Here is a 13,879-nt window from a genome sequence, read left to right as displayed (position 1 = left end):
TACCGCGCGTTGAGATCCTTGCCCTATCCCTGCCGGAAAGCCGGGGCAAATTCCCCTCAAGCCCGAGAGAACGGGCAGAGAGAAACCGGAAAGCACGGAAAGGATGAGGCAGATGAAAACGCGTCGCTGGATGAAGACGGTCCTGAACGAAGCCAAGAAGGACCAGGTCGAAATGCCCTGGTCCCGCGCCAAGCGCGCCGAACGGCGGGTTGCAAAGACGGTGCGGACGAAGGCCGCCGGGTAAACCGGTCGGGCCGGTCGGGCCAAAGCGCACATGAACAAGAGGCGGCCAGAACGGCCGCCTTTTTCATGTTCGGACGCTCACGCGCCCAACCGGCTCAGGCGGTCTGGTTCAGCCGGTCTTCCATCACGTCGAAGGGCACGCCCGGCGCATCCTTGGACCCGCGGATCACCAGCGAGGTCCGCACGCTCGCCACGTTCGGCGCGGCGGTCAGCTGGCCGGTCAGGAAGCTCTGGAAGGTGGACAGGTCCGGCGCCACGCATTTCAGGATGAAGTCGATCTCGCCGTTGAGCATGTGGCACTCGCGCACCAGCGGCCAGTCGCGGCACCGGTCCTCGAAGGCGACGAGATCCGCCTCGGCCTGGCTGTGCAGGCCGACCATGGCGAAGACCTGCACCTCGAAGCCCAGCAGCCGCGGGGCGACATCGGCATGGTAGCCGCGGATATACCCCGCCTCTTCCAGCGTGCGCACGCGGCGCAGGCAGGGCGGGGCCGAGATGCCGACGCGCTTGGCAAGCTCGACATTGGTCATGCGCCCGTCTTCCTGCAACTCGGCAAGGATCTTGCGATCGATCGGATCGAGCTTGGTCTGTGGCATGCGGTCCGGCCCCCCTCACGCGATTTTGCAATCTGGTCGCGGGCACCAAGGCTCGCGCAATTTTATTTCGCACCCGCGCAATAAATGGAACATATCGACGGCGGGCGCAACCCCGCGGCGCAGGTCTTTCATCACGCCTCGCGGATGGATATATCCGGTGCAACGGTGCGGCCAAGGGCCTGCGCCACACGCCATCCCGCGACCCGAGCCACGCAAAGGGGAACCCCATGTCCGACGCCGCCACCCGCCACACCCGCCTTCTGATCATCGGCTCCGGCCCCGCGGGCTATACCGCCGGCGTCTACGCCAGCCGCGCCATGCTCGAGCCGATCCTCGTGCAGGGCATCCAGCCCGGCGGACAGCTGACGATCACCACCGATGTGGAGAACTGGCCGGGCGACGCGAGCGTCATGGGCCCCGACCTGATGGTGCGGATGGAGGCCCATGCGAAAGAGATGGGGACCGAGATCATCTCGGATCACGTCACCTCGCTCGACCTGTCCAAGCGCCCCTTCGTGGCGCAGGGCGACAGCGGCACGCGCTACACCGCCGAGGCGGTGATCCTTGCGACGGGAGCGCAGGCCAAGTGGCTCGGCCTGCCCTCCGAGGAGCATTTCAAGGGCTTCGGCGTCTCGGCCTGTGCGACCTGTGACGGGTTCTTCTACCGCGGGCAGGAGATCGTGGTGATCGGCGGCGGCAACACCGCCGTGGAAGAGGCGCTGTTCCTGACGAACTTCGCCTCCAAGGTCACGCTGATCCACCGCCGCGACAGCCTGCGCGCCGAGAAGATCATGCAGGACCGCCTGTTCAAGCATCCCAAGGTCGAGGTTCTGTGGAACCACACCGTCGAGGAAGTCATCGGCAGCGAGGCACCGCGCGGGGTGGAGGGCGTGCGCGCCCGCCATGTCGAAACCGGCGAGATCACCGAGATCCCCTGCAAGGGGTTCTTCGTCGCCATCGGCCACGCGCCCGCCAGCGAGTTGGTCAAGGATCAACTCGAGATGCACAACGGCGGGTACGTCAAGGTCGAGCCGGGCACGACCCGCACCTCGGTCCCCGGCGTCTTCGCCGCGGGCGACCTGACCGACCATGTCTACCGGCAGGCCGTGACCAGCGCCGGCATGGGCTGCATGGCCGCGCTCGACGCCGAGAAGTTCCTGGCCGAGCAGGAAGGCGAGCCCGTGACCGAGGCCGGGGCCTACGCCGCGGAGACGCCCGCCGCGGAGTGATCCCGCGGCGAGCAGCGGCGCGCCTGCGTCAGACGAACAGGAACAGCAGCAGCGCCAGGCCCGCGACGAGGCCGATATCGCCGAAGTCGAACCCGTCATCCCCGCCGGAGGAGGCGGTTTCCTCCTCGGGCGGGGTCGGGGTCTCTTCGGGTGTCATCTCGACCTGCGGCAGGTCCGTGGGCAACAGGACGCTGTCGATGCCATGGGCGATCCCGTTCGAGGCCGCGATGTCGGGCGAGATGACCTGTGCATCGGGCGTGTCGGGATCGGCATCGACAAGCCCTTGCGCGCTGACGCCCAGATCGACGCCCGACAGGGTGGCCACGCTGTCGGATGCGGTGATCTCGTCCAGCGTCTGCGCGCCCGGCGAGACGTGGATCTGCAGCACGCTGCGGACAAGACCCAGCGGATCTTCGGGATCGGCGGCCGCCGATGCCTCGAGGATGGCTGCAAGCGCGCCGGCCTCGTCTTCGCCCTCGTAGCCAAGATCCTGCGCCAGCGACAGAAAGGCCTGGTCGTTGGGAATGAAGACCGTCAGGTCGGCGTTCGGATCATCCACCGCCGCATCGAGACCCGTGGCCTGCAGCGCCGAGAGCAGCAGGTCGAAATCCTCAAGGTCGTCATCCGGCGTGCCGCCGCTTTGCGACAGGATATCTAGCAAGGTGCCAGGGGTCTCCGGCGGCGTCTCGGGCGGCGTCTCCGGCGGTGTCTCCGGCGGCGTTTCGGGGGGTGTCTCGGGCGGGGTTTCGGGCGGCGTTTCGGGGGGCGTTTCGGGGGGCGGCTCTTCGGTCGGGGGTGTGGTCTGCGCCAGCGGCGGCAGATCGACCGGCCGCAGCACCGCATCGATGCCCTGCGCGATTCCGTTCGAGGCCGCCAGGTTCGGCGCCACCAGGGTGGCATCCTCGGCGTTGGGATCGAGGTCGACGAACGTCAGACCGTCCACGACGAGGTTCGTCCCAAGAAGCGTTTCAACGCTGCCCGAGGCGGCCAGCTCTTCCGCGGTCTGGCCCGTGGGCACGACGTGGAACGACAGGATGTCCCGAACCAGCGCCAGCGGATCCTCGGGGTCGGCCTCGGCCGACGCCGACAGGATCGCGGCCAGCGCCCCCGCCTCGTCCGTGCCCTCGTAGCCGAGGTCGCGCGCCAGGTCGATGAAGGCCTGGTCATCGGGAATGAGGACCGTCAGGTCGGCATTCGGATCATCGGCGGCCGCGTCGAGCCCCGTCGCCTGCAGCGCGGCGAGAAGCAGGTCGTAGTCCGTCCCGACATCATCCGGCGCCCCGCCGCTTTCCTTGAGCAGGTCGAGCAGGCTGGGGTCCGCGTTGTCGATCGGCGTGTCGATGGGCAGGAGCACCCGGTCGATCACCTGCAGCGTCACACCACCCGCCGCGACATCCGGCGCGACAAGCTCGGCGTTGGTGGCATCCGGGTCGCCGTCCACGACGGTGCCGCCGGTGATCTGGAAGCTGGCCCCGTCCAGCAGGGTGGCGATCGGTCCGGACCCGTCAAGGTCCGCGGACCCCTGCGACGTGGGCGCGACGTGATAGAGAAGGATATCGGTCAGCAGCGGGATCGGATCGTTGTCGGGCGCCAACGCCGTCAGGGCCTGGGCGATGGCGTTGAAGACGGCCGTGGTGTCCTCGGGGTCTCCCGGGTAGCCCAGATCCTGCGCGAGCGCGGCAAAGGCCGCATCACTGGGCACGAAGACCGTTGCGCTGTCCAGCGCCTGAACGGCTTCGGTCAGGCCGGCAGCATCGAGCGCAAGACCGAAGATCGTGAAATCATCCTGTGGGGACAGTGTCCCTGCCCCGGTCGACAGTGGCGTGTCGACCGTCGGGAAAATCGCCGTAAGCGACATGTTGGCAACCTCGTTACTCGAAACACCCACCCAGATGGCGTGAGCAGCTGCGACATGTTGACTAAAGATCAAGGAATACCGCCCTGTGATCACGTCAATGTGACCAGCGAGACAGGGCACCCCACCTGCAACCGACCGAGGTTTGTCTCGGACCGACGGTCAGAATTTTATGTTCAACCCTGAACAAAAATCTTGGCCGCACGCGCGGGGTATGGCATATGTTCACCCGTGAACACACATGAGCCACCCGAATGCCCGCGCCCACCACCCCTCTCCAGCCGGACGAAGACCTGCTCTTTCGACTGCTGCGCCAGCTCGACGCTGCGCCGCAGGCGTCGCAGCGCGCGACGGCCGAGGCACTGGGCATCAGCCTCGGGCGGCTGAACGCGCAGCTCAAGGCCGTGACCGAAGCGGGCCTCGTGCGGCTCACCGAGCGCGACAGCACGGACCGACGCAGCCGCGTCGCCTATGCTCTGACCCCTCGCGGCGCGGCGGAAAAGGCGCGCCTGATCGACCGCTTCCTTGCCCGCAAGATTGCCGAGTACAACGCCCTTCATGCCGAATTGACCGGCAGCGCGGGCAAATTGACCCTACCCAAACACAGGACCGATGACATGCAGATGCAGCTCGCACCCGTGCCCGAGCTCTACGTTTCCTACGAGAGCGCCCAGAAACTCAAGGTCGAGGCGGCCGAGCTGCCCTCCTGGGACCTGACCGCGCGGCAGGTCTGCGACCTGGAGCTTCTGATGAACGGCGGCTTCGCGCCGCTCAAGGGGTTCCTCGGGCAGGACGATTACGAAAGCGTGGTCGAGACCATGCGCCTGGCCGATGGCACGCTCTGGCCGATGCCGATCACGCTGGATGTCTCGCAGGATTTTGCCGACAAGATCGAACCGGGCCAGGACATCGCGCTGCGCGACGCCGAGGGCGTGATCCTCGCCATCCTGTCGATCTCCGACAAATACGTGCCGAACAAGGCGCGCGAGGCGCAGATGGTCTTTGGCGCGGATGACGTGGCGCACCCCGCCGTCAACTACCTGCACCACGTTGCAGGGCCGGTCTACCTCGGCGGGGCGATCACCGGCATCCAGCAGCCTGTGCATTACGATTTCCGCGCCCGCCGCGACACGCCCAACGAGCTGCGCGCCCTGTTCCGCAAGCTCGGCTGGCGCAAGATCGTCGCCTTCCAGACGCGCAACCCGCTGCACCGCGCGCACCAGGAACTGACCTTCCGCGCCGCCAAGGAAGCGCAGGCAAACCTGCTGATCCATCCCGTCGTGGGCATGACCAAGCCGGGCGATGTCGACCATTTCACCCGCGTGCGCTGCTACGAGGCGGTGCTGGATCAATACCCGAGCGCCACCACCACCATGAGCCTGCTGAACCTCGCCATGCGCATGGCCGGCCCGCGCGAGGCGGTGTGGCACGGGCTGATCCGCAAGAACCACGGCTGCACGCATTTCATCGTCGGCCGCGACCATGCCGGCCCCGGCAAGAACAGCCAGGGGCAGGATTTCTACGGCCCCTATGACGCGCAGGAGCTGTTCAAGGCGCACGAGGCCGAGATCGGCATCGAGATGGTCGACTTCAAGCATATGGTCTACGTGCAGGAGAAGGCGCAGTATTTCCCCGCCAACGAGGTGCCCGAGGGCGACACGATCCTCGACATCTCCGGCACGGAACTGCGCCGCCGGTTGCGCGAGGGGTTGGAGATCCCCGAGTGGTTCTCCTTCCCCGAGGTCGTGGCCGAGCTGCGCCGCACCTCGCCGCCGCGTTCGAAGCAGGGCTTCACCGTGTTCTTCACGGGCCTCTCCGGCTCGGGCAAGTCGACCATCGCCAACGCGATCATGGTGAAGCTGATGGAGATGGGCGGCCGCCCCGTGACGCTTCTGGACGGCGACGTGGTGCGCAAGCACCTGTCGAGCGAACTGGGCTTCTCGAAGGAGCACCGCGACATCAACATCCGCCGCATCGGCTATGTCGCCTCCGAGATCACCAAGAACGGCGGCATCGCCATCTGCGCGCCCATCGCGCCCTATACCGCGACGCGGCGCGCCGTGCGCGAGATGATCGAGAGCTTCGGCGCCTTCATCGAAGTGCATGTCGCCACCAGCCTCGAGGAATGCGAGCGGCGCGACCGCAAGGGCCTGTACAAGCTCGCGCGCGAGGGCAAGATCAAGGAATTCACCGGCATCTCGGACCCCTACGAAGCGCCGACCGCCGCCGAACTGGTGGTCGATACCGAAGGCATGGACGTGGATTACTGCGCCCAGCAGGTGCTTCTGAAGCTCGAGAGCATGGGCCTGATCGCGGCCTGACCCTTACGATGCGCGCCTGCGGTCCATGAGGATCGCGGGCGTCTGCACTTCGGCCCAATCGACCAGCGGGCGCAGCGCCACGATCAGCGAGCGCCCCCGGTCGGTCAGGCCATAGGTGACCGCGGGCGGGGTCGTCGCCTCGACCGAGCGCCAGATCAGCCCGTCTGCCTCCAGCGACTTGAGCGTGCTCGACAGCATCCGCCGCGAAATGTCGGGCACCGCGCGGCCCAGCGCGTTGAATCGCTGCGGCGCGTCCTTCAGCGTCAGCAGCAACAACAGCGACCAGCGGTCGCCGATGCGGTCCAGAACCTGCCGGATCGGGCAGGACTGTAGGTCGCCCGGCATGCCGTCGAGGCTGCGTTCCACGCTCACTGCATCCGCCATGACCGGTTCCCCCGATGTTACCTTGGCACGTGAACATGCCCTCTGGTGGCATTCGATTACAGTCTCTAATTGAGACCAGCAATCGAAACAAGACTGGAGAAACCCATGTCGGACTACCGCACCTCCCCCATACTCGTCACCGGCGCGAGTGGCGCGCTCGGCCGCCTCGTGCTGGCCGAACTGACCGCGCGCGGCGCCAGCGACCTGCGCGCAGGCAGCCGCAAGCCCGAGGCGCTCAACATCGCGGGGGCCACGCCCGTGCATGTCGATTTCGACGATGACGCCAGCCTCGACGCGGCATTCGCAGGGGTCGAACGGCTGCTGATCATCTCGACCGATGCGCTGGACGACAAGGGCACCCGCCAGCGCCAGCACCGTGCCGCCGTCGCCGCCGCCGCGCGCGCGGGCGTGCGCCACGTGGTCTACACCTCGATGCCCGCGCCCGCCGCCGATCACCCGATCTTCTTCGCGCCCGATCACCTGGCCACCGAAGAGGCGATCACGGCCAGCGGCATGGGCTACACGATCCTGCGCAACAACTGGTATTTCGAGAACCTCGCCCTCAGCGTGCCCGGCGCGCTGGCCCATGGCGCGATGCTGACAGCCGCCGGCGAGGGGCGCATCGCCCATGGCGCGCGCGCCGATTACGCCGCCGCGGCGGCCGGGGCGCTTCTGAGCGAGCGCGAGAGCGCGATCTACGACCTGTCCGGCCCCGAGGCGCAGACCGTGGCCGAGCAGGTCGCCGCGATCAACGCGGCCCTTGGCAGCGCCATTGCCGTCGTTCCGATGGACGACGCCACGCTTGGCGAAACCCTGACCGGGGCGGGCGTGCCAGCGCCGCTGGCCGCGTTGCTGGTGGGGGCCGACCGCGCCGCCCGCGAGGGGCGGATGGACAGCGTGACCGACCATGTCGCGCGCCTGTCCGGTCGTGCGCCGCAGACGTTGGCCACGTGGCTGGCCACGAATGCCGACATGCTGAAGGGCTGACCGACCGGCCCACTATCAAGAAGCGGCGGGACGGCGCGCGCCGTCCTGCCGTCACGGTAGCCTTGGCCTCACTGATCGGGCGCGGTGGTCGCCTCGGTCGTATCCGGGTCGGCGGCAGGCACCGGCCCGTCCACCGCGCTGCCCTCGGTCGGCAACCCGTCTTCCCATGTCCCGCGCAGCACCTCGCCCGAGGCGTAGCGCATCGTGCCCTCGCCCTGGCGGCGCCCGTCGACGAAGCGCCCTTCGTAGACATCGCCGTTGGAATAGGTGGCGATGCCGAAGCCGTTGATCTCTCCATCGGCCCATTCGCCGACATAGGAGAAGGCGTTGGGCTCGGGCATCGTCAGGCGGCCCTGCCCCGAGCGTTCGCCCGCGACGAAGGTGCCGTCATAGACCGAGCCGTCGGTATAGGTCGCCCGCCCCTGCCCGTGGCGCAGACCGTCCTGCCATTCGCCCTCGTAGCGGTAACCGTCGGGGTGGCTCATGACGCCCTGCCCGTGCTGGCGCGCGTTCAGGAACTGGCCCACGTAGGTCAGCCCGTTCGCATAGGTCGCGGTGCCCTGTCCCTGGATCACCCCCTCGACCCAGTCGCCCGAATAGGTGGAGCCGTCGGGATAGGTGATCGTGCCGGTGCCATGGGCCAGATCATTGGCGAACTGCCCCTCGTAGACCGACCCGTCGGGATAGGTGACGCGCCCCTGCCCGGCGATCCGGCCCTCGACCCATTCGCCGGTGTAGGCATAGCCATCGGTCGCGGTGAAGATGCCGCTGCCGTGGCGGCGGTCGTCAGCGAACTCGCCCTCATAGGTGTCGCCATTGGCGTAGCGCACCACGCCAGTGCCCTGCCGTTGGCCGTTCACCAACGTGCCTTCGAACACGTCGCCGTTGGGCTGGGTGAGCGTGCCGGTGCCATTGATCTGGCCATCGGCCCATTGCCCCTCGTAGATCACGCCGTCCGCCATCACGAGTCGCCCGGTGCCGGACCGCTGACCGCCCTCGAACTGGCCGGTGTAGGTCGCGCCGTCGGGATAGGTGATCGTCCCCTCGCCATGCTTCAGCCCCTCGAGCCAGCCGCCTTCGTAGCGGTAGCCGTTGGGCCCCGTCATCACGCCTTGCCCGTGGTGGAGCGCGTCGCGGAACGCGCCGATATAGGTCACGCCGTTGGAATAGGCCGCGGTGCCGGTGCCGTTGATCCGCCCTTCGGCCCACTCGCCCTCGTAGGTGGAGCCATCGGCGAAGGTGATCGAACCGGTCCCCTCGGGCCGTCCCGCGACGAAGGAGCCTTCGTAGATCGAACCGTCCGGAAAGGTCGCCCGCCCCTGGCCGCGGATCTCGCCGTCGACCCATTCGCCGGTGTATTCGTAACCGTTCGGCAACCGGTAGGTGCCGGTGCCGTGCTGGACACCGTTGCGGAACTCGCCCTCGTAGATGCCGCCGTTGTCGTATTGCTGGATATCGACCGTCAGGTCGGTCGCCTCCTGCGCCATGACCGGTGCGGCCAGCAGGACGGCGCCCAGCGCCATCGCATGGGTTGTCTTGAGCACGGGTCGCTCCCCCCTGTCGTCGGTGCCCGGTTCGGGCTTCGCGTCCAAAGCTAGGGGGTCGGGCGCGCGCGCGCAACGGCTTTGGCAGACCGCGGGCGAGGGCTCGCCCGGCCCTTGGCCTCGGGGCGCATTCTGTTACATCTCCCGCGATGACGCGACACGTCCCAAACCGAAAGGGTGGCCCATGGCCGAGCGGTTCCGCCTGAGCCTTGCACAATCGAACCCCACGGTGGGCGACCTGACCGGCAACGCCGCACTGGCCCGAAAGGCCTGGGCCGAGGCCAAGGCGGCGGGTGCCGACATGGTCGCCTTCCCCGAGATGTTCCTGACCGGCTACCAGTTGCAGGACCTGGTCAAGAAACCCGCTTTCGCCATGGACGTGCAGCGCGTGCTGGCGCAACTGGCCGAGGCGTGCGCCGACGGCCCCGCCATCGGGATCGGCGGGCCGCTTCCGGGCGGGGCCAAGCCCTTCAACGCCTATTTCGTCCTGCAGGGCGGCAAGGTCACGGCGCAGGTTCTGAAACACCACCTGCCGAACTACAACGTCTTCGACGAGAAGCGCTATTACCACGCAGGCGACCCGTCCGGCCCCGTCCGGGTCGGCCCGCTGCGCATCGGCATCCCGATCTGCGAGGATGCGTGGTTCGAAGACGTGACCGAGACGCTGGCCGAGACGGGGGCCGAGATCCTGCTGGTGCCCAACGGCTCGCCCTATCACCGCGGCAAGATGGACATGCGGCAGGCGATCATGGTCTCGCGCGTGATCGAGACGGGGCTGCCGTTGGTCTATCTGAACCTGATCGGCGGGCAGGACGACCAGGTCTTCGACGGCGGCAGTTTCGTGCTGAACCCCCATGGCGTGCTGACCCACCAGATGCCCGCCTTCGACGCCGCGCTGGTCCATGTCGATTTCGAGAAGGGCCCCGACGGCTGGCAGGCCGTGCCGGGCGCGAAAGCCGCGCTGCCCGACACGTGGGAGGCCGATTACCGCGTCATGGTCGAGGCGCTGCGCGACTACATGGGCAAGACGGGCTTCCGGCAGGTGGTCCTCGGCCTGTCGGGCGGGATCGACAGCGCGCTGGTCGCCGCCATCGCCGCCGATGCGCTTGGCCCCGAGAACGTCCGCTGCGTCATGCTGCCCTCGCGCTTCACCTCCGAGGTATCGCTGGAGGATGCGGCCGACGTGGCCCGGCGGCTTGGCACACGGCTCGACACCGTGCCGATAGGCGCCGCGCACGAGGCGGTGCTGGACACGCTGGGACCCATCTTCGCAGGGACCGAACCGGGCATCACCGAGGAGAACATCCAGTCGCGCCTGCGCGGCGTGATGCTCATGGCGCTGTCGAACAAGTTCGGCGAGATGCTTCTGACCACCGGCAACAAGTCCGAGGTCGCGGTGGGCTATGCCACGATCTATGGCGACATGGCAGGCGGCTACAACCCGATCAAGGACCTCTACAAGACCCGCGTCTTCGAGACCTGCCGCTGGCGCAACACGCATCATTTCGACTGGATGAAGGCCCCGGAGGGAGAGGTCATCCCGCCCCGCGTGATCGACAAGCCCCCGACCGCCGAACTGCGCGAGGACCAGAAGGACGAAGACAGCCTGCCGCCCTATGCCGACCTCGACGTCATGCTCGAGATGCTGATCGACAAGGAGGCGTCGGTCGCCGATGTCGTCGCCATGGGCTATGACCGCGCCACGGTGAAGAAGATCGAACACCTGATCTACATCAGCGAATACAAGCGGTTCCAGTCCGCCCCCGGCGCGCGCCTGACCGAACGCGCCTTCTGGCTCGACCGGCGCTATCCCATCGTGAATCGCTGGCGCGACGATACCGAGTGAGCGAACGGGCGCATGAAAAAGGGCGCACGAAGGCGCCCTTTGGATCGGTCCTGTCCGCGGGGCTCAGTGAACGCTGACCGGCGTCATGTCGTTCTGGCGCGCGACCATGAAGGCCAGCTTGCGGTCCTTGACCAGCGCCAGCCGTTCGCCGGTCTCGCTGCCGATGGCGTAAAGCGTCTCGATCCCCTCGGCCTGCTCGCGGATCTCGTCGGGCAGGTCGGCCACGGCCACGGGCCGGATATAGACGATGGGACGCCCCTCGGCGGTGGCTGCGTCATGGTGATTGGTCATCGCTCCCCCTCCTGTTCAGCTGTTCGACGCCGCATTGATGCGGATGGTCTGCACGACGGTTTCGGGCACCGCGCGCTTCAGGTCGATATGCAGCAACCCGTGCTCCATCGACGCGCCCGCGACCTCCACCCCTTCGGCCAGCACGAAGCTGCGCTGGAATTGCCGCGCCGCGATCCCGCGGTGCAGGAACACACGCTCGGCCCCGGCGTCGGCCTGCTTGCCGCGGATCACCAGTTGGCGATCCTCCAGCGTGATCGACAGGTCATCCTCGGCAAAGCCCGCCACGGCCAGCGTGATCCTGTAGGCGTTTTCGCCGGATTGTTCGATGTTGTAGGGCGGGTAGCCGTTCGCGTCGGCCTTCGCCGTGCGTTCCACCAGCCGTTCCAGTTGATCGAACCCCAGAAGAAAGGGGTGCGATCCAAGGGTCAGTTTCGTCATGCGGGGCACATCCTTGCATCAAGCGATCTGCACGTTGGGCGGCACCCCGGTTTCGGCAATGCCGCATTGCCCGAAATATGGGGCGCGCCCCCGCGCTCTGCAAGGCTTGGCGGATGCCGGGCGGCGCGCTAGACTGCAGGCCTCAGGCAGTGCCGCAACCGGAACCACCCGCAGATGAACGCCCCCAAAGGCCCCAGCGAGATGACGCACGAGGACGTGCTGCGCGTGAAGCTCGAGGTGCTTCGCCGCGAACACCGCGACCTCGACGACGCCATCGCAGCCCTGCACGACGCGGTGAACCCCGACCAGCTGACCCTGAAACGCCTGAAGAAGCACAAGCTCACCCTCAAGGACCGCATCTCGCGGATCGAGGATGAACTGACCCCCGACATCATCGCGTGACACGGCGCGCGATCCCCGCACGGCACACGTTGCGCCTCGCGCGCGCGTGTCTATAGTGCGGCGCTCCGGAACGGGCTCGCAGGGGCAAGGCGCATGGCGGATATCGAAGTGGGCATCATCATGGGCAGCCAGTCCGACTGGCCCACCATGCGCGAGGCGGCAGGCATCCTTGACGAGCTGGGCGTGCCCTACGAGACGCGGATCGTCTCGGCGCATCGCACGCCCGACCGGCTTTGGGACTACGGGCGCGCCGCCGCCGGGCGCGGCCTCAAGGTCATCATCGCAGGCGCAGGCGGGGCCGCGCATCTGCCCGGCATGATGGCGTCGAAGACGCGGGTGCCGGTGATCGGCGTGCCGGTCCAGACCAGGGCGCTGTCGGGCGTCGATTCGCTCTATTCCATCGTCCAGATGCCCAAGGGCTATCCCGTCGCCACCATGGCGATCGGCGCGGCGGGGGCCGCCAACGCGGGCCTGATGGCCGCCGCGATCCTTGCGACATCGGATACCGCGCTGGCAGACCGCCTCGACGCCTGGCGCGCGGCGCTTTCGGCCTCCATCCCCGAGACCCCCTCCGATGACTGACATGCTCCCCCCCGGCGCCACCATCGGCATCCTCGGCGGCGGGCAGTTGGGCCGCATGCTCGCCATGGCCGCCGCCCGTCTCGGCTACCGCTGCCACATCTACGAGCCCGGCGCGGCGCCGGCCGCCGACGTGGCCCATGCCTGGACGAAAGCCCCCTACGAAGACCTCGACGCGCTGCGCGCCTTCGCGCAAACCTGCGATCTCATCACCTACGAGTTCGAGAACATACCGGCCCCCTCGCTCGACGTTCTGGCCGAGACCACGCCGCTCTTCCCCGACCGCCGCGCGCTCGAGACGAGCCAGGACCGGCTGACCGAGAAGAGTTTCCTCGCGGGGCTCGGCCTCGCCACCGCGCCCTTCGCGCCTGTCGACACCGCTGCCGACCTGCCGACCGCCCTCGCCACCACCTGCACACCCGCGATCCTCAAGACCCGCCGCTTCGGCTATGACGGCAAGGGCCAGGCCCGCGTCATGACCCCCGACGAGGCCGAGGCCGCGCTGGCCACCCTGCAAGGTGCCCCCGCCATCGCCGAGGGCTTCGTGCGTTTCTCCCGCGAGATCAGCGTCATCGCCGCCCGCGGACGCGACGGCACGGTCGCGGCCTATGATCCGGGCGAGAACGTCCACCGCGACGGCATCCTCGCCACCACCACCGTTCCCGCGCCCTTGCCGCTGCTGCAGCGCACCGACGCGGTGCTGATCGCCTCGCGCATCCTCAACGCGCTCGACTATGTCGGCGTGATGGGGGTGGAGCTGTTCGTCACCCCGCAGGGCCTTGTCGTGAACGAGATCGCGCCGCGGGTGCACAACTCGGGTCACTGGACGCAGGCGGGCTGCGCCGTCGACCAGTTCGAGCAGCACATCCGCGCCATCGCGGGCTGGCCGCTCGGCAATGGCGAGCGCCACGCCAACGTGGTGATGGAGAACCTGATCGGCGATGACGTGACCCGCGCCCCGGCGCTGGCCGCCGAACCGGGCGTGCAGGTCCACCTCTACGGCAAGGCCGAAACCCGCCCCGGCCGCAAGATGGGCCATGTCAACCGGGTGACCGGCCCGGCCTGAGCCGCCCCTTCATCTTCCTCCAAATACGGAACCCGTCCCCGACGCCCGCACCGCCGCCGGGCACCAGGCGCCAAACCTCCACGCATCCCGTGGCAACG

14 protein-coding genes are annotated in these 13,879 nt (G+C 67.9%); 8 read left to right on the top strand and 6 right to left on the bottom strand.

What is annotated here, in order from left to right; genetic code table 11:
* Nucleotides 1-112 precede the first annotated feature (112 nt).
* Nucleotides 113-244, top strand: a complete 132-nt coding sequence (locus QQK83_RS02625) for a hypothetical protein (RefSeq protein WP_284261416.1) — start codon at nt 113-115, stop codon at nt 242-244.
* Nucleotides 245-338: 94 nt separating this feature from the next.
* Here QQK83_RS02625 and QQK83_RS02620 read toward each other — a convergent pair whose 3' ends face one another.
* Complete coding sequence (locus QQK83_RS02620; protein ID WP_284261415.1) at nt 339-839, bottom strand: Lrp/AsnC family transcriptional regulator; 501 nt, start codon at nt 837-839, stop codon at nt 339-341.
* A 227-nt stretch (nt 840-1,066) separates the two neighbouring features.
* On the opposite strand from QQK83_RS02620, the gene trxB reads away from it, so the two are divergent.
* On the top strand, nt 1,067-2,068 hold the full coding sequence (trxB, locus tag QQK83_RS02615; RefSeq protein WP_284261413.1) for a thioredoxin-disulfide reductase: 1,002 nt from the start codon (nt 1,067-1,069) through the stop codon (nt 2,066-2,068).
* A 28-nt stretch (nt 2,069-2,096) separates the two neighbouring features.
* On the opposite strand, the gene QQK83_RS02610 is transcribed toward trxB, so the two are convergent.
* Nucleotides 2,097-3,926, bottom strand: a complete 1,830-nt coding sequence (locus QQK83_RS02610) for a fasciclin domain-containing protein (RefSeq protein ID WP_284261411.1) — start codon at nt 3,924-3,926, stop codon at nt 2,097-2,099.
* 251 nt (nt 3,927-4,177) lie between these two features.
* On the opposite strand from QQK83_RS02610, the gene QQK83_RS02605 reads away from it, so the two are divergent.
* Nucleotides 4,178-6,244 carry a bifunctional sulfate adenylyltransferase/adenylylsulfate kinase gene (locus QQK83_RS02605; protein ID WP_284261409.1) on the top strand — a complete coding sequence of 689 codons (2,067 nt, stop codon included), beginning with the start codon at nt 4,178-4,180 and terminating at the stop codon, nt 6,242-6,244.
* 3 nt (nt 6,245-6,247) lie between these two features.
* Here the strand turns inward: QQK83_RS02605 and QQK83_RS02600 are convergent, their stop codons facing one another.
* The gene (locus tag QQK83_RS02600; protein ID WP_284261407.1) at nt 6,248-6,628 is read right to left on the bottom strand and encodes a winged helix-turn-helix transcriptional regulator; all 381 of its coding nucleotides are present in this window, start codon (nt 6,626-6,628) and stop codon (nt 6,248-6,250) included.
* 105 nt (nt 6,629-6,733) lie between these two features.
* Here QQK83_RS02600 and QQK83_RS02595 point away from each other — a divergent pair, with 105 nt between their 5' ends.
* Entirely contained in the window at nt 6,734-7,615 is an 882-nt protein-coding gene (locus QQK83_RS02595; RefSeq protein ID WP_284261405.1) for an NAD(P)H-binding protein, read from the top strand.
* A 68-nt stretch (nt 7,616-7,683) separates the two neighbouring features.
* Here QQK83_RS02595 and QQK83_RS02590 read toward each other — a convergent pair whose 3' ends face one another.
* Nucleotides 7,684-9,138 (bottom strand): MORN repeat-containing protein, encoded by a 1,455-nt coding sequence (locus QQK83_RS02590; RefSeq protein ID WP_417750328.1) that lies wholly within the window; start codon nt 9,136-9,138, stop codon nt 7,684-7,686.
* A 205-nt stretch (nt 9,139-9,343) separates the two neighbouring features.
* On the opposite strand from QQK83_RS02590, the gene QQK83_RS02585 reads away from it, so the two are divergent.
* Nucleotides 9,344-11,005 carry an NAD+ synthase gene (locus tag QQK83_RS02585; protein WP_284261403.1) on the top strand — a complete coding sequence of 554 codons (1,662 nt, stop codon included), beginning with the start codon at nt 9,344-9,346 and terminating at the stop codon, nt 11,003-11,005.
* A 63-nt stretch (nt 11,006-11,068) separates the two neighbouring features.
* Here QQK83_RS02585 and QQK83_RS02580 read toward each other — a convergent pair whose 3' ends face one another.
* On the bottom strand, nt 11,069-11,296 hold the full coding sequence (locus QQK83_RS02580; RefSeq protein WP_284261401.1) for a DUF1150 domain-containing protein: 228 nt from the start codon (nt 11,294-11,296) through the stop codon (nt 11,069-11,071).
* A 15-nt stretch (nt 11,297-11,311) separates the two neighbouring features.
* Nucleotides 11,312-11,734 carry an Hsp20 family protein gene (locus tag QQK83_RS02575; protein ID WP_284261399.1) on the bottom strand — a complete coding sequence of 141 codons (423 nt, stop codon included), beginning with the start codon at nt 11,732-11,734 and terminating at the stop codon, nt 11,312-11,314.
* A gap of 174 nt (nt 11,735-11,908) precedes the next feature.
* On the opposite strand from QQK83_RS02575, the gene QQK83_RS02570 reads away from it, so the two are divergent.
* The 3 genes from QQK83_RS02570 (at nt 11,909) to QQK83_RS02560 (ending at nt 13,781) form a co-directional block, all read left to right on the top strand.
* Entirely contained in the window at nt 11,909-12,136 is a 228-nt protein-coding gene (locus QQK83_RS02570) for a YdcH family protein (RefSeq protein WP_284261397.1), read from the top strand.
* A 93-nt stretch (nt 12,137-12,229) separates the two neighbouring features.
* Nucleotides 12,230-12,718 (top strand): 5-(carboxyamino)imidazole ribonucleotide mutase, encoded by a 489-nt coding sequence (purE, locus tag QQK83_RS02565; RefSeq protein WP_284261394.1) that lies wholly within the window; start codon nt 12,230-12,232, stop codon nt 12,716-12,718.
* Nucleotides 12,711-13,781: a 5-(carboxyamino)imidazole ribonucleotide synthase gene (locus tag QQK83_RS02560; protein ID WP_284261392.1), complete on the top strand. Its 1,071-nt coding sequence runs from the start codon at nt 12,711-12,713 to the stop codon at nt 13,779-13,781. Before purE ends, QQK83_RS02560 begins: the two co-directional genes overlap by 8 nt.
* Nucleotides 13,782-13,879: the final 98 nt, after the last annotated feature.

Source organism: Roseicyclus amphidinii (assembly GCF_030163755.1).
Classification (GTDB): Bacteria; Pseudomonadota; Alphaproteobacteria; order Rhodobacterales; family Rhodobacteraceae; genus Roseicyclus; species Roseicyclus amphidinii.
This window is presented reverse-complemented; position numbering and strand designations above follow the sequence as displayed.

Coding starts and splice junctions, on each gene's coding strand:
- QQK83_RS02610 (WP_284261411.1), bottom strand. CDS start 3,926: ATGTCGCTTACGGCGATTTTCCCGACGGTCGACACGCCACTGTCGACC.
- QQK83_RS02595 (WP_284261405.1), top strand. CDS start 6,734: ATGTCGGACTACCGCACCTCCCCCATACTCGTCACCGGCGCGAGTGGC.
- QQK83_RS02580 (WP_284261401.1), bottom strand. CDS start 11,296: ATGACCAATCACCATGACGCAGCCACCGCCGAGGGGCGTCCCATCGTC.
- QQK83_RS02560 (WP_284261392.1), top strand. CDS start 12,711: ATGACTGACATGCTCCCCCCCGGCGCCACCATCGGCATCCTCGGCGGC.
- QQK83_RS02605 (WP_284261409.1), top strand. CDS start 4,178: ATGCCCGCGCCCACCACCCCTCTCCAGCCGGACGAAGACCTGCTCTTT.
- QQK83_RS02620 (WP_284261415.1), bottom strand. CDS start 839: ATGCCACAGACCAAGCTCGATCCGATCGATCGCAAGATCCTTGCCGAG.
- QQK83_RS02600 (WP_284261407.1), bottom strand. CDS start 6,628: ATGGCGGATGCAGTGAGCGTGGAACGCAGCCTCGACGGCATGCCGGGC.
- QQK83_RS02590 (WP_417750328.1), bottom strand. CDS start 9,138: ATGGCGCTGGGCGCCGTCCTGCTGGCCGCACCGGTCATGGCGCAGGAG.
- purE (WP_284261394.1), top strand. CDS start 12,230: ATGGCGGATATCGAAGTGGGCATCATCATGGGCAGCCAGTCCGACTGG.
- QQK83_RS02575 (WP_284261399.1), bottom strand. CDS start 11,734: ATGACGAAACTGACCCTTGGATCGCACCCCTTTCTTCTGGGGTTCGAT.
- QQK83_RS02625 (WP_284261416.1), top strand. CDS start 113: ATGAAAACGCGTCGCTGGATGAAGACGGTCCTGAACGAAGCCAAGAAG.
- trxB (WP_284261413.1), top strand. CDS start 1,067: ATGTCCGACGCCGCCACCCGCCACACCCGCCTTCTGATCATCGGCTCC.
- QQK83_RS02570 (WP_284261397.1), top strand. CDS start 11,909: ATGAACGCCCCCAAAGGCCCCAGCGAGATGACGCACGAGGACGTGCTG.
- QQK83_RS02585 (WP_284261403.1), top strand. CDS start 9,344: ATGGCCGAGCGGTTCCGCCTGAGCCTTGCACAATCGAACCCCACGGTG.